Source organism: Arthrobacter sp. I3 (assembly GCF_000520575.1).
Lineage (GTDB): Bacteria > Actinomycetota > Actinomycetes > Actinomycetales > Micrococcaceae > Arthrobacter > Arthrobacter humicola_A.
Genome location: NZ_KI914976.1, coordinates 1 through 21,842 on the forward strand (window position 1 = coordinate 1; position 21,842 = coordinate 21,842).

19 protein-coding genes and 3 tRNA genes are annotated in these 21,842 nt (G+C 66.3%); 8 read left to right on the forward strand and 14 right to left on the reverse strand.

The window, feature by feature from the left end:
- Positions 1 to 851: hypothetical protein (locus Y706_RS0122045; protein WP_216699166.1), on the forward strand; the 851-nt coding region annotated here is incomplete at its 5' end.
- A 138-nt stretch (positions 852 to 989) separates the two neighbouring features.
- Here Y706_RS0122045 and Y706_RS29605 read toward each other — a convergent pair.
- Positions 990 to 1,157 (reverse strand): hypothetical protein, encoded by a 168-nt coding sequence (locus Y706_RS29605; protein WP_164468568.1) that lies wholly within the window; start codon positions 1,155 to 1,157, stop codon positions 990 to 992.
- Positions 1,158 to 1,211: 54 nt separating this feature from the next.
- Between Y706_RS29605 and Y706_RS0122055 the strand changes: the two genes are divergently transcribed.
- Complete coding sequence (locus Y706_RS0122055; protein WP_028278274.1) at positions 1,212 to 1,589, forward strand: hypothetical protein; 378 nt, start codon at positions 1,212 to 1,214, stop codon at positions 1,587 to 1,589.
- A gap of 533 nt (positions 1,590 to 2,122) precedes the next feature.
- Here Y706_RS0122055 and Y706_RS0122065 read toward each other — a convergent pair.
- The 6 genes from Y706_RS0122065 to Y706_RS0122090 all read right to left on the reverse strand — a co-directional run bounded on the left by Y706_RS0122065 (position 2,123) and on the right by Y706_RS0122090 (position 7,356).
- The gene (locus tag Y706_RS0122065) at positions 2,123 to 2,740 is read right to left on the reverse strand and encodes a hypothetical protein (protein WP_156945228.1); all 618 of its coding nucleotides are present in this window, start codon (positions 2,738 to 2,740) and stop codon (positions 2,123 to 2,125) included.
- 586 nt (positions 2,741 to 3,326) lie between these two features.
- Positions 3,327 to 3,400 (reverse strand) — tRNA-Ile (locus Y706_RS0122070).
- 194 nt (positions 3,401 to 3,594) lie between these two features.
- Positions 3,595 to 4,791 (reverse strand): glycosyltransferase, encoded by a 1,197-nt coding sequence (locus Y706_RS0122075; protein WP_028278277.1) that lies wholly within the window; start codon positions 4,789 to 4,791, stop codon positions 3,595 to 3,597.
- A gap of 105 nt (positions 4,792 to 4,896) precedes the next feature.
- Positions 4,897 to 5,799: a DMT family transporter gene (locus Y706_RS0122080; RefSeq protein ID WP_028278278.1), complete on the reverse strand. Its 903-nt coding sequence runs from the start codon at positions 5,797 to 5,799 to the stop codon at positions 4,897 to 4,899.
- Positions 5,799 to 6,422: a CDP-alcohol phosphatidyltransferase family protein gene (locus tag Y706_RS0122085; protein ID WP_028278279.1), complete on the reverse strand. Its 624-nt coding sequence runs from the start codon at positions 6,420 to 6,422 to the stop codon at positions 5,799 to 5,801. Before Y706_RS0122085 ends, Y706_RS0122080 begins: the two co-directional genes overlap by 1 nt.
- 55 nt (positions 6,423 to 6,477) lie before the next feature.
- Positions 6,478 to 7,356, reverse strand: coding sequence for a phage holin family protein (locus tag Y706_RS0122090; RefSeq protein ID WP_028278280.1), 879 nt, complete (start codon positions 7,354 to 7,356; stop codon positions 6,478 to 6,480).
- Positions 7,357 to 7,540: 184 nt separating this feature from the next.
- Between Y706_RS0122090 and Y706_RS0122095 the strand changes: the two genes are divergently transcribed.
- Both Y706_RS0122095 and Y706_RS0122100 read left to right on the forward strand, forming a co-directional pair.
- A complete protein-coding gene (locus Y706_RS0122095) occupies positions 7,541 to 8,764 on the forward strand; it encodes a multidrug effflux MFS transporter (RefSeq protein ID WP_028278281.1) in 1,224 nt (407 codons plus the stop codon).
- A gap of 371 nt (positions 8,765 to 9,135) precedes the next feature.
- Positions 9,136 to 9,543: a hypothetical protein gene (locus tag Y706_RS0122100; protein ID WP_028278282.1), complete on the forward strand. Its 408-nt coding sequence runs from the start codon at positions 9,136 to 9,138 to the stop codon at positions 9,541 to 9,543.
- Between the two features lie 137 nt (positions 9,544 to 9,680).
- On the opposite strand, the gene Y706_RS0122105 is transcribed toward Y706_RS0122100, so the two are convergent.
- The 7 genes from Y706_RS0122105 to Y706_RS0122135 all read right to left on the reverse strand — a co-directional run bounded on the left by Y706_RS0122105 (position 9,681) and on the right by Y706_RS0122135 (position 17,518).
- A tRNA-Asn gene (locus Y706_RS0122105) sits at positions 9,681 to 9,753 on the reverse strand.
- 135 nt (positions 9,754 to 9,888) lie between these two features.
- Positions 9,889 to 9,961, reverse strand: a tRNA-Asn gene (locus tag Y706_RS0122110).
- A 53-nt stretch (positions 9,962 to 10,014) separates the two neighbouring features.
- A complete protein-coding gene (gene dnaG, locus Y706_RS0122115) occupies positions 10,015 to 11,970 on the reverse strand; it encodes a DNA primase (RefSeq protein ID WP_028278283.1) in 1,956 nt (651 codons plus the stop codon).
- A 52-nt stretch (positions 11,971 to 12,022) separates the two neighbouring features.
- The gene (locus Y706_RS0122120; protein ID WP_043437075.1) at positions 12,023 to 13,321 is read right to left on the reverse strand and encodes a deoxyguanosinetriphosphate triphosphohydrolase; all 1,299 of its coding nucleotides are present in this window, start codon (positions 13,319 to 13,321) and stop codon (positions 12,023 to 12,025) included.
- Entirely contained in the window at positions 13,305 to 14,483 is a 1,179-nt protein-coding gene (gene dusB, locus Y706_RS0122125) for a tRNA dihydrouridine synthase DusB (RefSeq protein WP_018774562.1), read from the reverse strand. The genes Y706_RS0122120 and dusB overlap by 17 nt, the downstream gene beginning before the upstream one ends.
- Positions 14,484 to 14,584: 101 nt before the next feature.
- On the reverse strand, positions 14,585 to 16,075 hold the full coding sequence (locus Y706_RS0122130; RefSeq protein WP_043437077.1) for a YibE/F family protein: 1,491 nt from the start codon (positions 16,073 to 16,075) through the stop codon (positions 14,585 to 14,587).
- A gap of 69 nt (positions 16,076 to 16,144) precedes the next feature.
- A complete protein-coding gene (locus tag Y706_RS0122135) occupies positions 16,145 to 17,518 on the reverse strand; it encodes an FAD-binding oxidoreductase (protein WP_028278286.1) in 1,374 nt (457 codons plus the stop codon).
- Positions 17,519 to 17,787: 269 nt separating this feature from the next.
- On the opposite strand from Y706_RS0122135, the gene Y706_RS27185 reads away from it, so the two are divergent.
- The 4 genes from Y706_RS27185 to Y706_RS0122155 all read left to right on the forward strand — a co-directional run bounded on the left by Y706_RS27185 (position 17,788) and on the right by Y706_RS0122155 (position 21,778).
- Entirely contained in the window at positions 17,788 to 18,552 is a 765-nt protein-coding gene (locus Y706_RS27185; protein ID WP_043437079.1) for an alpha/beta hydrolase, read from the forward strand.
- Positions 18,552 to 19,364, forward strand: a complete 813-nt coding sequence (locus tag Y706_RS0122145) for a DUF1295 domain-containing protein (RefSeq protein ID WP_028278287.1) — start codon at positions 18,552 to 18,554, stop codon at positions 19,362 to 19,364. Before Y706_RS27185 ends, Y706_RS0122145 begins: the two co-directional genes overlap by 1 nt.
- A gap of 46 nt (positions 19,365 to 19,410) precedes the next feature.
- Complete coding sequence (locus Y706_RS0122150) at positions 19,411 to 20,268, forward strand: lysophospholipid acyltransferase family protein (RefSeq protein ID WP_028278288.1); 858 nt, start codon at positions 19,411 to 19,413, stop codon at positions 20,266 to 20,268.
- Between the two features lie 70 nt (positions 20,269 to 20,338).
- The gene (locus tag Y706_RS0122155; RefSeq protein WP_081627324.1) at positions 20,339 to 21,778 is read left to right on the forward strand and encodes a short-chain fatty acid transporter; all 1,440 of its coding nucleotides are present in this window, start codon (positions 20,339 to 20,341) and stop codon (positions 21,776 to 21,778) included.
- The last annotated feature ends 64 nt before the right edge of the window (positions 21,779 to 21,842 follow it).

The window sequence follows — 21,842 nt, forward strand, 5'->3', positions numbered from 1 at the left end:
CTGGCCAACTGGCTTCGGCAGCGCCGCATGAGGGACTGACGGCGGTCGGCGACTATCCTGAGCCGGTGACTGAATGTGATCCGGGTGCCGGCGACCAGATAGGAACCACAGGCACCTCCAAGGTACTCGTGGATGCAACGATTGACGTCGCGGCGGCCCTTGCGGGTGCAGCGGCCCCACCGCTCGCGCCATGGCTGGCCGGCGGCGCAACGTTCGTCAAAGCTATGGGGCCGAAGCTGAACGAGCATCAAGACAGGAACCTAGACATCCTGATGCTTCAGGCTAGAGCTTCATCAGGGATGGAGTTTGAGGACTTTGCCTCAACCATTGAGAACGACCCTGAACGAATGCTTCACTTCATCGCAGCGTGTGACGCCGCCCGAAGGACGGCGTTAGACGAGAAGATCAAGGCCCTGGGCCGGGCGGTCGGAGACTTGGCCCGGGATGATGCCCTTGTGGACGAATCGGTCATTTGGATAGGCATATTTTCACAGATTGAAGCGCCGCATGTGCGCATTGTGCTAGCACTGTTCGAGGACGATCCCGAATATCCCGAGCAAGGCTACCCGTACCTATGGACGAGGTACGAGCTTCGGCAGCGAGTTGGGCTTTCCAACGCCATCAGCATCCTGATCAACACACTCATATCAGCCGGGCTAATGGCCGAGGTGCGCCAGGAGCGGCTCACCGTGCATGAACGCGCCCGCTGGGGCATTGGCGACAATCGGAGCTACAGGTCGCACTACTCCAAGGGTCCGCTTGCAAGAGAGTTTCTTGAGAGACTTCAGATCCCCGAAGATGCTACAGAGGGGAGTGGCTGGAGTGGAGCTACGTCACGCGCACCTGATTAACCTCTGAATGACGAAATGCCCCTGCCGCTAACGGCAGGGGCACTGTTGTTTGTGGGGCCGTTACAGCGGCGTACAGCGGCGCTGACTGCTTGTCGCCCGTGTGTGTACGCAAAGCGACCCCTTTGTGTACAGCATGGCCTATGCCCCGTGCTCTTCAATCACCTCTTCCAGCGCTGCCAGTGCTCCGGCCAGGAAGTGCCGCTGGCCGGGCGTGGCCTCCAGCTCGCCGGCCTCTATCTGTGCCAGCACCAGGCGCACGTTGGCGGCATCATGAGCCGCTTCCTCTCTCAGTCCTTCGTCTTCCATGCCTCCATCCTTCCAGTTGCGTTGAAGGCCGTGCGCGCCTGAGATGATTCTCGAATGATCGTCGTCTTGGTAGTCCTCAACGTGCTCGCCTTCGCCCTGTCCTTTGGGGCCATTCTCTGGGCGTGGGTATCAGTGAAGGGCGACGTAGCGCGAAATTCCGAGATACTGAACGACCTAAGGACCATTGACGCAACGTATGAGCCATTGCTCGCCTCAACGCACGACCGTGAGGGAACGTATGCGGCAAGGACTGACGAGTACACACGGGCCGGCAAGTTCACGTTCACCTTTCAGGACATGCACCACATGCCGGAGCTGGTGAAGTCCATGATCTTCAGTCACGCGTTGAGCGGACTGCGAAGCCAGGTTGCACTGGTCGGCCTTGGCCTTACGCTCGGCACGGTTGCTAACGTCTGGTCGCTCTACGTGTAGCTGGACTGCGCGGTAAGGGTGGGGGGTGCCCCGCGATCCTTCGGAGGGCCTGTCCCGGCAGGAAGTGGCGGACAGGCTGGGAGTCAGCAAGCCGTGGCTGATTCGCAACGCCAAGCAGGGGCCGGACTACTACAAGCTGCCAGGGGGACGGTTCGCTACAACGAGGCGGACCTGGTCCACTGGCTACGGCAGCCAAGGTGAGCAGCTAGTGCTCATGACTCGGCATGAAGTGGCAGAGCGCCCAGGCGTCAGCACAAGGTGGCTCATCCGCAATGCAAGCGAAGGACCGGCCCACGACAAACTCCCGGGCGGAATGATCCGCTACCGTGAAGCCGGCTTGGAGAATTGGTTGAAGCAGCGAAGAGTGGATGACTAGCACGAAGCCGGCCAGCAGGTCAGAGGTGACCCCTAAAGCGACAGCAAGCCCCAGCCTAACGACTGGGGCCCTCTTGCCTCCTAGACGCCTAGAACGGGCTTACAGCGCCCGGGAGGATGCAGTGCAGCCCTCTCCTGTAGAGCGGCGCCATGGGCGACTAGTGGACGTCATTGCCATGCGCGTCTACTGGCGCGGACTGGCGGCCATGCAACTGTCCCCTGTACCGCTCAGCCTTCGCCAGCAGGCCAAGGGGCCAGATGCCAGGGTTGTTGCTATAGCCGATGAATTCCGGGGTCCAGATGATTTCCGTATGGACGACTACCCGGCCGAGGCGACTCCACTCAATGCTGTGATCGAGCAGCGCCTCCACGTCGAATATCACGGGCGCCCGTGTATCGAAGAGCGGGAGACGCTCCACGTTGAACTGCGCGTGCTTGGTAACCACCTGGCGCCCTGCTATTGCGTAGGCATGCGCGCTATCCTCGCGGTCCCCCGCCTCGGGACTGATGGTCTTCCTGAAGGACTGGCATTCCAGAACCAGCCTCGCACCAGCGTCATCGAGCGCCGCCAAACGGAGCGCCGTCACAACTCGGGGCCGAGCGCCGGAGTTGAAAATAATCACGGGCAGCCTCAAGACCATCCTTGCCGCGTCCATGTACCCGCTGAATGTTACGACTGGATATAGCTTCAGGCGCCCCTTGCGGGCCTGAAGCCAGTAGAAGGAGCCAACCGTAAACAGAAGGGCAAGGCATGCGATGAATACTGATGCTGTCATGTAAAAAAGGTCTCACGAAGCACGAGGCCAGCCCCGCTTGTTATTCAGCTGGCTAGTAAGCTGCCCGCGCTCTCTTTGTGCGGCGATGGCCGGTAGGAAAATAGGAAAGCTCTGTAAGCCGCTCTAAGCGCCTGGCAGCGAGAAGAGCGGCGCCGGCCCCGCACAAGGCGCGCAGCACCCCTAGAACCAGCCTGCGGCCCCTACGGGCCGCTCTCTGGCCTTGGCGCCACATTCAAGGCGGGATGGGGCTCCCGCTCCTGTGGGTGGGCCGCTCCGATAGCTGCCCGCCAGCGGGCCTGGGTGGGTGTTCTGAAGCTTTCGGCCGCACCTGCAACAATATTTGGCTTCGTACCCCCGCCTACCTCCGCGTGATCAGGCGTTGGGGGCACCATTTCCCTGTAATCTCGCGGCAGGATGGAGCCTCGGCGGGAGCGGTCCGGTATCCAATAACTATCCAGTCTGCAGGGAATGGCAGCGAACTACTGGTAATGCCGAAAGAACGCAAATTGTCAACCATTAGTTTTCAGCCCCATCAAGAAAGCCCTACTTCCCTTACAAATAAAGGGAAGTAGGGCTCCATCTTATGTAGGGCTACTCGGACTTGAACCGAGGACCTTAGGATTATGAGTCCCGCGCTCTAACCAGCTGAGCTATAGCCCCCTGCGCCCGGAGCCAGACCTGGCCCGCGCGGGCCGGATTGGTTCCGGGCAAAAATACTCTAGCAATAGTAGACGCATCACACGTGCATGCCGTCACCGGCAGGCGGCCTGCTGCAACTGACTTGGATGCTGTTGGACTGGGCGCCCTGGAGCTTGAAGCGTTCGGAGTGGACGCCGTTCTGCCCGACGGCGCCCCTAAAGGACCAGGTCGTCGTAGCTCGCGCCCCGGTAGATGTCCTCAAACGTCTGCAGCGTGCGCGCGATACCGTGGCTTTCCACCATTTCGCGGCTGGTCTTCCCCATCGCATCAAGCTCGTGGTCGGGCAGCGAGAACACGCGCGTCAGCTTGGCGGCGAGGTCGTCGCTGTCGTTGGGGATAAAGAGATAGCCATTTTCCCCGTCCCGGACCAGGTGCGGCAGCGCCATGGCGTTGGCCAGCAGGACTGGCGTGGACGCCGACATCGCCTCCAGGGTCACGAGGGACTGAAGTTCTGCCGTGCCGGGCATGCAGAACACATCGGCCGTGATGTAGGCCTTGCGAAGCTCGGCGTCACTGGCCAGGCCGAGGAACCTGACCCTGTCCTTCAGTCCGAGCCGGGCGACCTGCGCCTCCAGGGCAGGGCGGACTTCTCCGCCGCCGACGATTTCGAGGTGGATGTCCAGTTCTTTGGGCGTCTTGGCGACGGCATCGATCAGGACGTCCACGTGCTTCTCCTCCGCCAGCCGGCCGGCGAAGAGGACTGTGGGGCTGGCGTGGCGTTCCGCCGTTTCGTCGGGATGCAGCTCGTAGGCTGCGGCGTCGATGCCGTTGGAAAGGGGCAGGACCTGGCGGAGGAAGGCGTGCTGGTGCATGGCTTTGGCGGCAAGCGGCGTGGGTGTGGTCACGACGTCGGCCTGGCCCATGACCTTGCCCATGTCCCGCCAGGAGATCCGGCCCACAATGTCTTTGAACCACTGCGGGAACGGCAGGAAGGGGTTCAGGTTTTCGGGCATGAAGTGGTTGGTCGCCACCACCCGGATACCGCGCTTCACGGCCTCGTACAGGACGTGCTCGCCGATCATGTAGTGGCTCTGGATGTGCACCACGTCCGGCTGGATGCGGTCGAACAACAGCCCGATTTCCTTCTTGATCTCCCAGGGGAAGGTGACCCGGAAGTACTCGTGCGTGGGCACCGAGTGGGAGCGCAGGCGGTGGACGGTGGCCTCGTCGCTGAACTCGCTGTAGCTCGGGCCCTTGCCCGGGCGGCACGCCAAGACGTGGACATCGTGACCCCGGGCTGTCATCCCCTTGGCCAGGCGGTAACCGAACTGGGCGGCGCCGTTGACGTGGGGCGGGTACGTGTCAGCGGCAATCAGGATGGTCAGCGGGGGCTGGTTGTCGGACGTGGTCACGTGAAGAGCTCCTGGTGGTCGCTGTGCGGACAGCTGGATCAATGGCGGCCGGCTGGCAGTCGGCACAGGCGCGCCGGGCCTGCAGCCGAAGTCTGGACTGACGCCCTAGGACCTGCCCGCTGCCTTCCGCGCGTCCTTCTTGCGCTTGGTGACTTCCGGGTGGTGCCTGGAGAGGGCTATGACTCCCACGATAGCAAGCAATGCGGCCGTCCCCATGGCAATAGCCGTCACGGCTTGGACATCCGGACGCAGTTCTCCCAGAATCACGATGCCAATCGCGATGCCCACAATGGGGTCGATCACCGTCAATCCGGCGATCACGAGGTCCGGCGGTCCGCTGGAGTAGGCGTTTTGGACAAACCACGATCCCAGAACGCCTGCAGCAATAATCGCAACGACGCTGTACCACGGCACATTCAGCAGGAACTGTCCATTTGGATCGAGCAGATGCCTGCCGATGATGCGGGTCAGCACAGCCACGAAGCCGAACAGGACGCCGGCGCCGAGGATGTAGACGAAGGCGCTCATGCGGTGCCTGAACAGGACCGCGAGCGTGCCAAAGGCCGCGACCGCAATGGCCAGGAGCAGCACGATTGTCAGCTCGTCCTCGCTGCTGACGTTGTGATTCTCCTGCGTGGCGGTGACGGCCAGCAGCACGAACAGCGCTGAGCCGGTCACGCAGAGCGAGATGGCCACGACGGTTGCCCGGTTCATGCTCAGGCCTTGGTCCTTGGTGTTGACCACGGTGGTGATGACCAGGGCGATCGCGCCGATCGGCTGCACCACCGTCAAGGGCGCCATGACGAGGGCGATCGCGTTCATTCCCATCCCGGCGCACAGCAGAAGAAACCCGAATACCCAGCGCGGGTTACGCACGAGCCGCAGCAGGCCGTGGGTGCTCAGCGCCAGGCCGCCGGTATCGGCCTTGACCGCACTGCCCTGGCGCTGCGCCCCGAACGCCAGGCAGAAGGCGCCGAGGACCGCAAGCAAAACCGCAACCCAGACCATCAGCGGGAGCCGCCGTCGTGCGCCCGAAGCTGCCTGCCCTTGCCGATGATGGCCCAGACGTAGTTGTAGGCCGCGATCCAGTGCCCCACGAGCCCCAATCCCAGGAAGATCCACGCGACCGTGGCATAGACGTCCGCGGCGGGCACCGGCAGCTTGGAGAGCACCAGCAGCGGCGTGCCCACCAGCAGCAGGCCCGTCCGGATCTTTCCGATGCGGCTCACCGGCAGATCCGGGTGGCCGTGGAAATAGAACACTGACAGAGCCAGCAGGACCGCGTCCGGGACCAGCAGCGCGGCGAGATACCACCACTCGACGACGCCTGCGATCACGAGGGTCACGGCGACGGCGATCAGGGAAAGCCTGTCCGCAATCGGGTCCATGACCCGTCCGAGGTTGGACATCTGATTGAAGCGGCGGGCGATGTAGCCGTCCACCCAGTCGGTACTGGCCATGACCGCGAGCACGAGGGCACCGTAGCCGTACTTGTGCTCCGAGAGGACAAGCCAGATGAATAACGGAACGCCAAGGAAGCGCACCACGGTCAGGACATTGGGAACCGTGAAGACCGCGTCGCGGTGGACGAGGGGCTGCCCGGGGCGGGCGCCGGCGCCGATGAACTTCATCGATTCCCCCTTTCCGTGGACGGCAACGGTTTGGCGTTTAGGTTCAGGGATCTGTCTAGCCCTTTATCAGCCTGCGCACCAGGACCGCGAGGGCGGCTCCAGAGGCGGCGAGCACAGCCAGGGGCTTCCAGCGCCGCTTGATCGTGTCGGCCAGGCCCTGCCCGTCAGCGGATGTGGCCGAGCCCGCCGAGGACCGGGCTGAGGCGCGGAAGCCTGCGATCTTGTCGCTGAGCTGCTCCTTGCCGTCCTGGAGCCGGACCTGGGCGGCCGCCAGCAGGATTTGGGTCTGGCTCTTGACATCGAGTTCACGGCCGAGGTCGTCCCGGACGCCGGTAAGGTGCATGCGCCGCAGGTCCAGCCGGCGTCGGAGTTCAGCCTCTGTGGGCGGCGGTCCGAAGTCGGGCTTGGCGGCAGCCTTTGCTTCCTTTTCCGCCGTCGCTTTGGCTGCGGCGGCTTCCTTGGCGGCCTTCGCTGCTTTGTACTGCTCGGTGCTCGGATCCAGGATCCTGGCGTCGAAGGCGGAGCCTTCCTTGGCGATGCCGAGATCGTATTTAAGCCCCCGGATCGTATCCTCGGGGACCAGCGGCATGAGCTTCTTGAACTTGTTCTGCCCGACGAGCGCCCCGATCGCGGCGATAATCAGGCAGACGGCAGAGACCAACAAGGCGGCGAGCCACGCGGGCATGATGGTGGCCAGTCCCATGATCGCTGCAATGAAGAGTCCGATCACCAGGAGTCCAACAAAAACAAGGGCGACGGCGAAGAAGGCACCGGCGACGCCGAGCTGGGTCCCCTTGCGTTTGATTTCGGCCTTGGCCAGGGCAATCTCGTCACTGAGTTGCCGGGGCGCCAGCTTGAAGATCATCTTCAGGGTTTGCGGCAGCGCGGAAATCCGCAACCCGCTGCCTGTGCCGCCGCTGTGACGTCCGCTCATCGGTCCCGCCTAACTGGTGCCATCCGTCGATCCGCTCGCGCGGGCTTGCCGGGTCTGGACAGCTTCGCACAGACCCCGGTGTCAAAACTATCATTTAGGCTCTTGGGAGGCCTTTTCGGGCAAGGTGTGGCGCGCCCGCCCAGCCACCGGCCGGCCACCCCGGCGGGCCCTAGGATGGACCTCTGTGAGCACACCCCACAATCCCGGTGATTCCCTGAGCCGCCGTCGTAAATTCCTCTACATCCTGACGCTCGGCGCTTTGACCGCCCTAGGGCCGTTCACGGTCGACCTCTACTTGCCCGCATTCCCGGCCCTGGAAGACAGCCTTGGCGTCTCCGCGGCCGCGGTGCAGCTGACGCTCACGGGGACGACCATAGGTTTCGCGCTGGGACAGCTGGTGGTGGGCCCGCTGAGCGACAAGTTCGGCCGGCGCCTGCCCCTGATCGTGGCGACGGCGGTCCACATCGCGGCATCCCTGGGCGCCGCGCAGTCCACGGACATCGCCACGCTGGGTTTCTTCCGTGTTCTCATGGGTGTCGGGGCTGCCGGGGGCGGTGTGGTGGCCATGGCCATGGTCCGTGACCTGTTCAGCGGCTACGCGATGGTGCGGATGTTCGCGAGGATGGCCCTGGTCAACGGGCTGGCCCCGATCCTCGCCCCGGTCATCGGCTCCCAGCTGCTGTTGCTGATGCCCTGGCCCGGCATCTTCTTGTTCCTGGCCGCCTACGGGACCTGCGTCATCATCGCGGCCCTCTTCGTAATCCGGGAGACCCTGCCGCCGGAACTGCGCGGCAAAACCGGGATGACCATGGGCCAGCGTTACAAGGTGCTGTTCTCCGACCGGATCTTCGTAGGCCTGCTGCTGGTGGGCGGGATGAACTTCGCGGGCCTCTTCACCTACCTCTCCGCCTCGCCGTTCCTGTTCCAGAATGTTTACGGGTTCACGCCACAGCAGTACGGCCTGCTCTTTGGCGTCAACTCGCTGGGCATCGTGGCAGGCGTGCAGACTAGCGCGCGGCTCATCAAGCGCGTCCCGCCGCAGTGGATCCTGGCTTGTTCCACGGCCTGGATGTTCGTCATGGCCGTCCTGATTGTCGTCTTCGACCAGCTGGGGTTCGGGCTGTGGGGCGTCCTGGTGCCGCTGTGGTTCTACATCCTGGGCGCCGGTTTCACCTTCCCCACCGTGCAGGTCCTGGCCCTGGCCAAACACGGGGCCCAGGCCGGAACCGCGGCTTCACTTCTCGGCGCGGCGACCTTCTTGATGGCGGGCCTGGTCTCGCCGGTGGTCGGCTGGCTCGGCGTCAGCTCCGCAACCCCGATGGGCGCCGTCCAGGCCGTCTGCATCCTTCTGGCGGCCGCTGCACTGTGGCTGGTTGTGCGGCCCAGCACGGTGCCACCGATCCAGTAGCCGGGCCCTCCCCCACGGGACATGCCCATTCTTCACGGCCTCCCCGCGGGACATGCCCATTCTTCACAGCCTCCCCCGCGGGACATGCCCATTCTTGGCGGCCTCCCCCGCGGGACATGCCCATTCTTGGCTCCCGGGGCTGGACATATTGCCACTATGTCCATCCGCCAGGACCACCACTGGACATGTCCCCAGGGGCATCCCGCCAGCACTGAGCATGTCCCCCGGGCAGCCCCGGTGCAGCGAACACCGTGGCCGTGCCCTGTGCCCATGGCCCCGCCCAGCCGCCCACGCAGACCTGTCCGTGGCCTGCAGCCCTGCGCCCCCGTTGTGCCCTGTTCGACATCCGCGGCGGGCGATAAAGTTATTTCATGCCCGACAGGCAGGATCACCAGCCCCTTCCGGCCACTTGGCAGCGGTCCGATGCCGGAATCCTGCCCCTGTGGTGGGATCGCTTGTGCGCTCAGACCAGTCCTCAGTCGGCAGCCCTGTTCGCCGCCGGCCTGTTCACCGAAGACCGCCGCCGCCCAATTGCCCAGTGGTACAACCCCGCATATGACTCCGCCCTTCTCGTGGCACCGGAATCTTCCCCGGAGTGGCCGGTGCAACGGTTCGGCATCTTCTATGCGCCCCCGGGCGGCGGTTTCACCCAGGTGCACTCGGCGCCGCATGAATGGCACCCGCGGGAGCCTCGGAAGTCCCCCACGGAGCTGGAGGCCTTCCAGGCAGCGGTCGCCGAGGCCCAGCGCTTCCTCCAGGTGGAAATGTACTTCGTCTGAACCTCCACCTGAACCGCCCGCCACTGCGTTGCCCGGCAGAAAGCCCTGGCCATAGACGGAGCAACAAAGACGAGGAAATAAAAGAGGAAACAAAAAAGGTCCCGCAGCTGGTTTTCACCGGCCGCGGGACCTGTCCGCTCCTCCTGCTGGACTTGAACCAGCAACCCTTCGATTAACAGTCGAATGCTCTGCCAATTGAGCTAAGGAGGAATGAAGCAGGTATGACATTAGCAAAGGTTTTGCTGGTAGGGAAATCGGCCGCGGGGCCAGCGCCTGCCAGTAGCGAAATACCCCCTCCGGGTATAAAAAAGTCCCCGTTCCGGAACCCGGAACGGGGACTGCGCGCTCCTCCTGCTGGACTTGAACCAGCAACCCTTCGATTAACAGTCGAATGCTCTGCCAATTGAGCTAAGGAGGAATGAAGCGGGTATAAGCCTAGCAAACACCAGCCCGGGAAACGAAATCGGCGGCTCAGGCGTCCGAGCGCAGGGACCGCCGCTGCATCTCAAGTTGCATGAGTTCGCGATTCAGCCGCTGGAATTCTTCGGGGTCGGCCGAGGCGTCCAGACGCTGCAGCTGGCCCATCTTCTCGGCCTTGACCCGGGTGATCTGGAGCTCGAACAAGCGGGCGAGGATGTCCTTGCAGTAGCGCAGGACGCCTTCGGGGGTGTTGGCCGGCAGGGGCACCACGGAGAGCTCGGACACGAGCGGGCGCAGGGGCTCGGGGACCTCCTGCAGCAACTGCTCGACCCAGCGCACCGGATCCCCCGAAAACTCGAGTCCGGTGGCCCGGATGGCCTCGTGGATGGCGAGGTAGGCGGGTGTGGAGAACCGCGCCTCCGAGAAGCGCTGCCACGTCTCGCCCTCGAGCATGCCGGGTTCCTGCAGCGCGACCTCGAGCGCCTGGCGCTCCATCGCGGCCACGGGGTCCCGGGGATCTGGGCGGTTGAAGGACGGGAGTACGGCCGACGGCGGCAAGGGGGCAACGCCGGGCGCGGTCCCGGCAAAGCCGCGGCCGGACCCCGCATAGCCCTGCCCGCCGCCCTGCCCGTGGCTCTGGGCCTGGCCGCCGCCCGGCGGAGCCGATGCAGCCTGCGCGGCGCGCTTGGTCGCCGCGCCGACGGCCCTGCTGACCTCCTCGACCGGCATCCCCAGCCAGCCGGCGAGCTCCCGGGCATAGGCCGGCCGGATTCCGGCGTCGCGGATCTGCGCCACCACGGGCGCGGATTCCCGCAGGGCCGCGATCCGGCCCTCGACCGTGTCCAGATTGTGCCGCTTCAGCGTGGCCCGGATGGCGAACTCAAACAGCGGGCGGCGGCTACCGATCAAATCCCGGACGGCGGAGTCGCCCTTGGACTGGCGCAGTTCGCAGGGGTCCGCGCCGTTGGGTTCGACCGCCACGAAGGTTTGTGCGACAAACCGCTGGTCCTCTTCGAAGGCGCGCAGGGCCGCCTTCTGCCCGGCGGCGTCGCCGTCGAACGTAAAGATGACCTCTCCCCCGCTGCCGTCGTCGGAGAGCAGCCGGCGGGCGATCTTGATGTGCTCGGTGCCGAAGGCGGTCCCACACGTGGCTACCGCCGTCGGAATGCCGGCCAAGTGGCAGGCCATGACGTCGGTGTAGCCCTCCACCACCACGAGCTGGCGGTCTTTGGCGATGTTGCGCTTGGCGAGGTCGATTCCGTAGAGGACCTGGGACTTCTTGTAGAGTGCGGTTTCGGGGGTGTTCAGGTACTTCGGTCCCTGATCGTCCTCGTAGAGCTTGCGGGCACCGAAGCCGATGGTGTCGCCGGCGATGTCCCGGATGGGCCAGATCAGCCGGCCGCGGAAACGGTCATAGATCCCCCGGCCGCCTTCAGAGAACATGCCGGTCAGCTTGAGTTCCGGGTCCGTGTAGCCGCGGCCGCGGAGGTGTTTGAGGAGCGAGTCCCAGCCCTGCGGCGCGTAGCCCACACCGAACTGTTCGGCCGCCGCGCGGTCGAAGCCGCGCCCGTAGAGGAAGTTGCGGCCCTCTGCGGCGCCGGGGGTGAGCAGCTGGGCACGGAAGAACTCGTCGGCCACCTTGTGCGCGTCCAGCAGCCGCTGGCGCCGGCCGATGTCCTCCCGGTTGGGCCCGGAGCCGCCGTCCTCGTAATGGAGCTCGAAGCCGATCCGGTGGGCCAGCTTCTCCACGGCCTCGTGGAAGGAGATGTGGTCCAGCTTTTGGACGAAGGAGATGACGTCGCCGTCCTCGCCGCAGCCAAAGCAGTGGTACCGGCCAACCTGGGGCCGAACGGTGAAGGAGGGTGAACGCTCGTCGTGGAAGGGGCACAGACCCTTGTAGGACCCGAGCCCGGCGCCCTTGAGCGTCACGTAGCCATCGATGACTTCCTTGATGTCGGTGCGTTGGCGCACTTCATCGATGTCTTCGCGTTTGATCAGGCCGGCCACAGTGCCATCCTAGTCCCCGGGTATGACGCCGACGGGCCGGCCATGGTGGCCCTCACCACAGCGACGGCAGGCTGCCCACGAGACGCTCGTACATGGCCAGCGCCGAGCCGTCCGTCAGCGACGCGACCTGGTCGATGACGACACGCAGCCGCGCGGCGTCGTCCGCGGCGTCGAGCCAGTCGGCGGCGAACATCGGTTCCAGGTGGCGGGCCCCCGTGGCGCTGAGTGCGGTGACGAGGGCGTGCAGGACCTCACGCTGGCGCTCGTAGATGGGCTGCCGGTGTTCGGTGGTCATCACGAAGGTGGTGGCCAGGCCCTTCATGACCGCGATTTCCATCACGGTCTCATCCGGGACGATCAGCTCCGCGTTGTAGCGGGTCAGGTTTTCCGGGCCGTAGACCGTGCGGGTGGCCTCCAGTGCGCTCTGGCAGAAGCGGCCGATGAGCTGGCTGGTCATGTCCTTGAGCGCCGCCATGGCCTTGCGGCTGCCGTCGGCCTCGCGCACCCAGACGTCCGTGGCCTCCAGCCGGGCCAGGGCGGCGTCGATCGCGGCGGGATCGTTGTGCGGCAGGTACCACTGCTTGGCGTAGCCGACGACGCGGGCGCGGTGGTCCGGGTTGTCCATCCAGCGCAGCTGGAAATGCCCCGCGACGATCGCGTCCTCGACGTCGTGCACCGAGTAGGAGATATCGTCCGCCAGGTCCATGACCTGCGCTTCGAGGCAGGACCGGCGTTCCGGGGCGCCGTCGCGGATCCAGTCGAAGATGGGGAGGTCGTCCTCGTAGGCACCGAACTTGCTGGTCCGCTCCCCGTGGATGACCGGGGCGTTTACCGCGGACCACGGGTATTTGGCGGCGGCATCGAGACTGGCCCGGGTCAGGTTCAGGCCGGCCGGCCGGCCGTCGGCGGCGAGGACCTTTGGCTCCAGCCGCGTCAGCAGCCGCAGCGTCTGGGCGTTGCCCTCGAAGCCGCCGATCCCGTGCGCCACCTCGTTGAGGGCCGCTTCGCCATTGTGGCCGAAAGGCGGGTGGCCGAGGTCGTGGCTGAGGCATGCGGTGTCCACGACGTCGGGGTCACAGCCCAGCGCACGGCCCAATTCGCGGCCCACCTGGGCAACTTCGAGGCTGTGCGTGAGCCGGGTCCGGACGAAGTCGTCGGTATCCGGGGCCACCACCTGGGTCTTCGCGCCGAGCCGGCGCAGCGCCGAGGAGTGCAGGACCCTTGCACGGTCCCGTTCGAAGTCCGAGCGGTAGGTGCTCTTGGGCGGCTCCTCGACCCAGCGGGCCCAGTCGCGGGACGTATACCCGTCGAGGACGGGCGCGGTGGTCCGGGTCTCAGCCACCGGAGACATCCAGTTCGGCGAAGGAAATATCGCGGGTCTGGGCATCATCCAGCGTCCGGTTCAGCAGCCAGTCCTTGGGCAGTGCCGGTTTCTTGGGCGAACCGGCGCGGCCGCGCGGACCCTCGGCGTCGCCTCCGGGATACGGCGAGTCGAGGTCCAGCTGGTCCAGGGTGCCGCGCAGCACCTCCAGGCTGGTGACGAGCGCCAGCTTGGTCCGCAGTTCGCTGCCGACCACGTAGCCCTTGAAGTACCAGGCAATGTGCTTGCGGATTTCGCGCAGGGCTTTGCCCTCGTCCCCAAACGTCTCGACCATGAGCTCAGCGTGCCGGTACACGCTCTCGGCAACCTGGCGCAGGTCCGGCCGGTGCCGCTGGTCGCTGCCTTCGAACGCGGCCATGAGGTCGCCGAACAACCAGGGCCTGCCCTGGCAGCCACGGCCGACGACGACGCCGTCCACACCCGTTTCGCGGACCATCCGGACCGCGTCCTCCGCGGACCAGATATCTCCGTTGCCGAGAACGGGAATGTCCGGCAGGGCCTCGCGCAGCCGGGCAATGGCGGACCAGTCGGCCTGGCCGGAATAGAACTGCGCGGCCGTTCGGCCATGAAGAGCGACGGCTGCGACGCCGGAATCGCGGGCAATCCGGCCGGCATCGAGGTAGGTCAGGTGGTCCTCGTCGATGCCCTTGCGCATCTTGATGGTCAACGGGACATTGCCCTTGGAGGCTTCCTTCACCGCAGTCTGGACGATGGAGGTGAAGAGGTCGATCTTCCACGGCAAGGCCGATCCGCCGCCGCGCCGGGTGACCTTGGGCACGGGGCAGCCGAAGTTGAGGTCGATGTGGTCCGCCCGATCCTCCTCCACCAGCATCCGGACGGCCTGGCCCACGGTGACGGGGTCCACGCCGTACAGCTGGACGGAGCGGACTTTTTCGTCGTCGTCGTGCGAAATGATGCGCAGCGACTCCGGCGTGCGCTCGACGAGGGCACGCGAGGTGACCATCTCCGCCACGTACAGGCCGCCGCCGTATTCACGGCACAGTCTGCGGAAGGCGGAGTTGGTGATGCCCGCCATGGGAGCCAGGATCACGGGGGTGTCCACCGTGATCGGGCCCAGCTTCAGGGGCGGGAGTTCCAGCTTGGGGGCGGGAGGGGTTGCTACAACAGTCACCCGACCATTGTCTCAAAGACGGGCAAATCGGCCCGGTCCCGCTCCGGCTATGTGGAAATCTCCCCGATCTGGCAGCGTTCGGGGTGCCTGCAGATTCTTCGTCAGCCCCGCAGTGCGGCCCGCCGCCCGCGGCGCGTCGCAGCACCGGCGCCGTCGGACCCGCCCGGGTCGGTCCCGCCCCAGTCAGGCGCGGACCCTTCAGACGCGATCCGTTCCGGCCCGCCCCAATCAGGCGCGGACTCTTCCGGCGCGATCCGTTCCGGCCGGCCCCGATCCGACGCAGTCCGTTCCGACGCGGTCCCTGCCACCGCACCGCCCCTGATGCCGGTGGCCTTGACCACCAGCACGGCGATGAGGGTGGTGACCGGCACGGCCAGGACGAGTCCCACGGAGCCGACGAGGGTGCGGATGACTTCCTCGGAAAGTTCGGCACTGGTCAGTGCGTCCCCGAGCGGCCGCTCGTAGAGCATGACCAGGATCAGCACCGGCAGGGCCGCGCCGGCATAGGCAAACGCGATGGTGTAGACGGTGGAGGCGATATGGTCCCGGCCGATCCGCATGGCGGACGTGAAGAGCTGCCGGGCGCTGGTCTCGGGGGCCAGTTCCCACAGCTCCCAGACGGCCGAGGACTGTGTGATGGTGACGTCGTTGAGCACGCCCAGCCCGGAAATGATCAGTCCGCACAGGATGATGCCGGAGATTGAGATGTTGTCCGAGATGTTGGTCAGGGTGGCAGCGTCGTGGCTGCCCACACCGGCGAGGTTGGCGGCGTCGGTGGCCCAGGCCGCCAGCAGCGCCGTAATGGCGAGGCCGAACATCGTCCCGAGCAGCGCCGTCGACGTGCGGGCGGAGAAGCCGTGGGCGAAATAGAGCACCCCGATCATGATCACCGTGGATCCCACGAGAGCCAGCAGCAGCGGCGGCTTGCCCTCGACCAGCCCGGGCAGCATGAACGAGACAAGCACCACGTATGCGCCGACAAGCCCGATCAGCGCCCGCAGTCCGCGCCAGCGCGCCACGGCGATCACCACGACGGCGTAGAGCACGGCCAGGAAGATGATGGGCAGGGTCCGGACAAAGTCGACGAAGACATAGGCCGGCGCGCCCTGGCCCGCGGCGCCCTGCACCTTGGAGAGGTTCAGGTAGCGGATGCCGTCCCCGGGCTTCACGCCGTGGGACTTCGCGACGTCAGGGTTGATGACCACTTTCACCGGGTTGCCGCCCTTGTCCGGCTCGGTGTAGGCGAACGTGCATTGAGAGCCCTCGTTCGGCGGCTGCGGCGCGGCCCCGGAACCGGAGGTGCCCTGCTGGGCGGCGTCACCGCCGGCCTGGACATCCGAACAGCTGCCGACGACGACCCGCTGGATCTTGCCGGTGTCAAACGTCACCCCCGGTGCCGCCGCGTACGGGCTGGCCAGCGTGATGCCTTCCTTGCTTCCCGACGGCCACATGAAAGCCATGGCCGCCAGGGTCAGCAGCGTCAGCGGGATCAGGATGGCAGCCAGGATCCAGTTGGCCTTCTTCCGCGCAGCCAGCATTTGAGGCGTCGGCTCCGGATGTTCGTTGTGGGAGTGCGAGTGTCCGGCGCCCATCAGCAGTTCAACCTCATGCCGAAAACTCTACGGCGTGGGCGGTTCCGCTCAGGACCGATGACGCCGCGCTTACGCCGGCGCGATGTTCTGGTTGACGTGGAAAAGGTTCTGCGGATCGTATTTGGCTTTGACCTCCCTCAGCCGCTTGTAGTTCTCCCCGTAGTTCTCCGCAACCCTGGGCAGATCATCGCCGTCCATGAAGTTGATGTAGCCGCCGGGGGCCGAATAGGGCCGCAGGGCGGCCGCGTAGTCCCGCACCCACGCGATGTTTGCCTCGTTTTCCGCGGGGTCCATCCACTGCGCCGCGATCACGGGCGAAAACTTCACGTTCCGGTTGGCGAACGCCGTGTCCGTCACGCCCACCCGCTGGACCGCACCATCGATGGGGTAGAGGTGTACCGCGGTCTGCACGCTGGGGACCTTGCTGCCGTGTTCGATGTGCACCGCGATGGCACCGTCGTTCAGTTCCGCCAGAAAATCCGCTTTCCAGTAGGCCTGCATGCCAGGGGGCTGCAGCGGGTCGAAAGCCGAGTTCAAGGCGGGGTACGGCATTGGTCCCACCATGGATCCCGCAGCCGGCGCGGCGTCCAGGAACGGCTGCCAGCGTGCCGGACCTTCCGCCGGATCACCGGTCCACATGCCGACGATGACGCACACCGGCTTGCCATGCCATTCCTCGGGCAGGAACGGAACAGGAGGACCCTGGTGGAAGCCCAGGAACGCGCCAAACTCTTCAGGGGCGGTGGCCATGTAGTCCCGGTAAAACCTCGCCACCGTCTCGGCATGCTCGATGGGATAAATGATGATGCCGGCGTGGACCATGTCCACGGGGTGCATCCGGTACTCGAACGACGTCACGACGCCGAAGTTCCCGCCGCCGCCGCGCAACGCCCAGAACAGGTCCTCGTTCTCGCTTTCGCTGGCGGTAAGGAATTTTCCCTCGGCCGTGACGACGTCGGCAGAGAGCAGGTTGTCGCAGCTGAGTCCATACTTGCGGCTCAGGTATCCAATGCCGCCGCCGAGGGTCAGCCCGGCGATGCCGGTCGAGCCGACAATGCCGCCGGGAGTTGCCAGCCCGAAGGCATGGGTCGCGTGGTTGAAGTCGGCCCACGTCGCACCCGGCTCCGCGCGCGCCGTCGCGGCTGCCGGATTAACCCGGACGCCGGTCATGTTGGAGAAATCGATGACCAGGGCGTCATCCCACGTGCCAAAGCCCGGGGCACTGTGTCCTCCACCGCGGACCGCCAGGTCCAGGGAATTGTCCCGGGCGAAGTTGACGCAGGAGATGACATCGGCCACCTGAGATACCTGGGCCACCGCTGCCGGCCTCTTATCGATCATGCCGTTGAAGACTGCCCGTGCCGCGTCGTAGCCGGCGTCGCCGGGCGTGATGATCTGCCCGCGGACTTGCCCGCGCAGGCTATCGAACTGTGTTCCGTTCATTATGTATACCGTCGATTTCGTCGTGAGATTCGACCGGACGGTTCTCTGCGCTCCCAGCCGGCGTGGCGCCCGGAGGTTTACCTGCTCATGCCTACTCTTCCCGCATTTCCCCGTCAAGGGCGCCAGCAAATGCACGCGTGCCGGCCGCACCCATCACCGGGGGCGCCGGCTCCGAATCCACACTAGGGACCACCGGCCTTGACGGGAGGGGGCCGCAACCTATGGTTGGTAATTGACGGACGAAGGACCGGAAGGACACATACGTGGCAATGCGCAAACTCGACGACCGCGAGCCGGAGGCGGGCCGTTCCGGGCCCGTCGCCAAAGCCGTGCTGACCATCGCCGAAGCCGCCGGGGAGGCCCGCGGAGTCGTGTTGATCCTGCACGGCGGGCGGGCCGACAGTTTTGACGCAGTCCGCGGCCGGCACCTGAGTCCGGCCCGGATGGTGCCCTTCGCCCGGGCGCTGCACAGGCAGGGCGGCCCGCACGGGCTGGCCGTGTGGACCCTGCGCAACCGCTACCGCGGCTGGAACGGGGAGGACATGTCCCCCGTTCACGATGCCCGCTGGGCGCTCGCCCGGATCAGCCAGGAACATCCCGGCGTGCCGGTGTACCTGCTGGGCCACTCCATGGGCGGTCTCACGGCGCTGTGCGTGGCCGACGACGCGCAGGTCGAGGCCGTCGTCGCGCTCGCCCCGTGGCTGAACCACAAGACCTCGGTCCAGCCTGTCGCGGGCCGCCGCGTCCTGATCGTCCACGGGACCGACGACCGCTGGACCAGCCCGGCGAACTCACTGGACTATGCCCGGCGCGCCGAGGGCGTCGCCGCGTCCGTTGACTACGTCTCGCTCAAGGAGGCCGGCCATTTCATGATCCGCCGGCTGCCACTGTGGAATGTGCTGGCGAACGGCTTCGTCCTGGACGCCTTCAGCGAGGCAACGGGGGCCGATGTTTCCGGCGCCAGGGACGCATTGCGCAGCGCCCTCGGCGGCGCCCCGCCGGCGGCCGGAACGCGTATGCCGGTGGTGTTGTGATGCCGCCGTTCCCGCTCGATGCCTTCCTTGCCAGCCTGCCCTGGGTCATCGCGGGACTCGTGGTGCTGCTCGCAGTGACTTTCGCGGTTGCCGTGCGGCAGAACCGGCACTCCGTCATCGACACCGTCTGGGGTCTGGGCTTCGTGGTGGTGGCCGGCATCTCGTGGGTGCTTTCCGCCGGATACGGCGACGCCGGCAGGCGGCTGCTCCTGCTTGCCCTGGTCGCGGTGTGGGGCATCCGCCTCGCCGTCCACATCGGGGCACGCGCACGCGGCGGCCACGAGGACCCGCGCTACGTGGACATGCTCGCCGGAGCGCCCGGATCACGCAATGTCTATGCCCTGCGGCGGGTCTACCTGCCCCAGGGGCTGGTGATGTTCTTCGTCTCGCTCACCATCCAGGTCGGCATGTTCGCCACGGGAAGCCTGGGCTGGCTGGCGTTCACCGGCGTCCTGCTCTGGATCCTTGGCTTCGTGTTCGAGACGGTCGGCGACTGGCAGCTGACGCAGTTCAAGGCCGATCCCGCCAGGCGCGGCACCGTCCTCAACACCGGCCTGTGGCGCTACACCCGCCACCCCAACTATTTCGGCGACGCCGCCGTCTGGGCAGGGCTGTTCTTGGTGGCGGCCGATTCCTGGCCGGGTGTCCTGACCGTCCTCTCCCCCGCCCTGATGATCTGGACGCTGGCCGGCAAGACCGGGAAGCCGCTGACGGAAAAGGCAATGTCCGCGCGTCCCGGGTACAAGGAATACATCGACTCCACCTCCGGCTTCCTGCCCTGGCCGCCCCGGCGGCGGGTGGGCGGACACTGACGTGCGCGGCCCGGCAGGTGCCCGGCACGGGCTGGACTGGCGGCCCGTGAAGTGGCGCCCGGAGCCCAGCGACCGGTTCTACCGTTTCATTGTCCGCACCGGGCTGGCGCTGCGCTGGCTGTTCCGCATCCGGGTCCTCGTCACGGGACGGGAGCACCTGCCCCAGCCCGGGCCGCCCAATGCCTCAACCCGCGGCGCATCAACCCGCCTCCCGTCCCGCCCGGTGGTGCCCGGCCAGGGCGCCGTGGTCGCGATCACGCACTTCGGCTACCTCGACTTTGCCTTTGCCGAGATGCTGCTGTGGTGGCACAACCGGGCCCAGCTGCGTTTCCTCATCACGCAGGGCGCCGCCGACCACTGGTTTGCTGGCCCCGCGGTCAGCGCCGCCGGGCATGTGGTGGTCGGGTACGGATCGGGAGCACACGCCTACGACGCCGCCGTCGCCCGCCTGAGGGAGGGCGAATACGTCGCCGTCCTGCCAGAGGCCGGCGTCAGCCGCAGCTTCACGGTGCGCGAATGCAAGACCGGTGCGGTGCGGATGGCCGCCGAGGCCGGCGTGCCGATCATCCCGGTCTCCATCTGGGGCGCCCACCGGCTGATGACCCGCCACCATGCCTTCTCGCCGCGGCGCGCCTGGCGCGCCCCGGTCCGCATCCACGTCGGCGAGCCGATCCTTCCGGGCTCGCTCCCTGACCCGGCCGACGACGCCCGGGCCGCGACGGCGCGCCTGGCCAAGACCCTGCAGGACGGGATCGACGCCGGCATTGCCGATTTCCCCCTGCGACCGGCCCCCGGGGCCTGGTGGATGCCGGCCGGTCTTGGCGGCGGCGCCCCGACCGAGGAGGAAAGACGCCGGCTCGACGAGGCCGACGGCCCCCGGCGCGCAGGTGCCAAGCGCCGATAAGCCCTACTTCCGCCATCGTCTTGACTAAACTCCATGGGGTACAAAAAGCACTCAATGGAGAGGGACACCTGTGGCAAGCACAGTCGTGACCAAGAGCGGAACCGAAGAACGCGGTCTCGCACGGATAGCCCAACGAATGGCGGCGTGGACGGAGCGGTGGTTCCCGGACGCCTACATCTTCGCCCTCGCCGGCGTCGTCATCATCGCGGTGGCCGCACTCGCCATCGGCGCCACGCCGCAGGCAATCGCCGACTCGTTCGGCAACGGCTTCTGGGACCTGACGGCCTTTACCCTGCAGATGGCCATGGTGGTCCTCACCGGCTACGTCGTGGCCACCTCCCCGCCCGTGGCGAGACTGATCAACAGGCTGGCGCTCGTGCCGTCAACGGCACGGACCGCGGTGAGCTTCGTGGCCGTGCTCGCCATGTCCGTGTCCTTCCTCAACTGGGGGCTCAGCCTGATCTTCGGCGGGCTGCTGGCCCGCGCGATTGCCCGCCGGAAGGACCTGACGGTGGATTACCGTGCCCTGGGCGCGGCGGCGTTCATGGGCCTCGGCGCCGTCTGGGCCCTGGGGCTGTCCTCCTCTGCCGCGCAGCTGCAGGCCACGGCCGCGTCGCTGCCGCCGGCGCTGCTGAAGATCACGGGCATCCTGGACTTCGGCACCACGATCTTTACCTGGCAGTCACTGCTGACGCTGGCCATCCTGATGGCCCTGACCACCGTGATTGCTCACTTCTCCGCGCCCCAGGGCGGCTCGATCCGCACCGCAGAGGACCTGGGCGTGGACCTTGACGACGAGCCGGCCGAGTCCGCGCCGCGTTCCCGGCCGGGCGAATGGCTCGAATACAGCCGGGTCCTGCCGATCCTGGCGGGCGTCCTCACGCTCGGCTGGCTCGTCTCGCAGTTCCTCACCAAGCCGTTCCTCAGCGTGGTCAGCAGCCTCAACGGCTACCTGCTCGTGTTCCTCATCCTGGGCCTGGTCCTGCACGGGACGCCGCGGAACTTCCTGCAGGCCGTGACGAAGGCCGTCCCGGCCACCGCGGGCATCCTCGTGCAGTTCCCGCTGTACGCGGCGATGGCGGCCATCCTGACCAAGGCCACGGGAACCGGCGGCATGAGCCTCTCCACCCACCTCGCGGCGTTCTTCTCGGACATCGGCAGCGGCGGCGGCTTCGCCGTCGTCATTGCCCTCTACACGGCTGTACTGGGCATCCTGGTCCCCTCCGGGGGCGGAAAATGGCTGGTAGAGGCGCCCTACGTGATGCAGTCGGCCACCGACGTGCAGATGAACCTCGGCTGGACCGTACAGATCTACAACATCGCCGAGGCGCTGCCGAACCTGGTCAACCCGTTCTTCATGCTGCCGCTGCTCGCGGTGCTGAGGCTGCGCGCCCGGGACCTGGTGGGCTTCACCTTCCTGCAGTTCGTCTTCCACCTGCCGGTGGTCCTGCTGCTCGTCTGGCTGCTGGGCATGACCTTCGACTTCGTGCCGCCGGTGATGCCCAAATAACTGCGCCGCACAATAACTGTGTTTAACGCAGACTGACCCGCAGCCGGGGCCGTTATCAAGCTTC

Excerpts from the sequence above, each read along its gene's own strand:
- Y706_RS29605 (WP_164468568.1), bottom strand. The coding sequence starts at position 1,157 with ATGGAAGACGAAGGACTGAGAGAGGAAGCGGCTCATGATGCCGCCAAC.
- Y706_RS0122055 (WP_028278274.1), top strand. The coding sequence starts at position 1,212 with ATGATCGTCGTCTTGGTAGTCCTCAACGTGCTCGCCTTCGCCCTGTCC.
- Y706_RS0122065 (WP_156945228.1), bottom strand. The coding sequence starts at position 2,740 with ATGACAGCATCAGTATTCATCGCATGCCTTGCCCTTCTGTTTACGGTT.
- Y706_RS0122080 (WP_028278278.1), bottom strand. The coding sequence starts at position 5,799 with ATGGTCTGGGTTGCGGTTTTGCTTGCGGTCCTCGGCGCCTTCTGCCTG.
- Y706_RS0122085 (WP_028278279.1), bottom strand. The coding sequence starts at position 6,422 with ATGAAGTTCATCGGCGCCGGCGCCCGCCCCGGGCAGCCCCTCGTCCAC.
- Y706_RS0122090 (WP_028278280.1), bottom strand. The coding sequence starts at position 7,356 with ATGAGCGGACGTCACAGCGGCGGCACAGGCAGCGGGTTGCGGATTTCC.
- Y706_RS0122100 (WP_028278282.1), top strand. The coding sequence starts at position 9,136 with ATGCCCGACAGGCAGGATCACCAGCCCCTTCCGGCCACTTGGCAGCGG.
- Y706_RS0122120 (WP_043437075.1), bottom strand. The coding sequence starts at position 13,321 with ATGTCTCCGGTGGCTGAGACCCGGACCACCGCGCCCGTCCTCGACGGG.
- Y706_RS0122130 (WP_043437077.1), bottom strand. The coding sequence starts at position 16,075 with ATGGGCGCCGGACACTCGCACTCCCACAACGAACATCCGGAGCCGACG.
- Y706_RS0122135 (WP_028278286.1), bottom strand. The coding sequence starts at position 17,518 with ATGAACGGAACACAGTTCGATAGCCTGCGCGGGCAAGTCCGCGGGCAG.
- Y706_RS27185 (WP_043437079.1), top strand. The coding sequence starts at position 17,788 with ATGCGCAAACTCGACGACCGCGAGCCGGAGGCGGGCCGTTCCGGGCCC.
- Y706_RS0122145 (WP_028278287.1), top strand. The coding sequence starts at position 18,552 with ATGCCGCCGTTCCCGCTCGATGCCTTCCTTGCCAGCCTGCCCTGGGTC.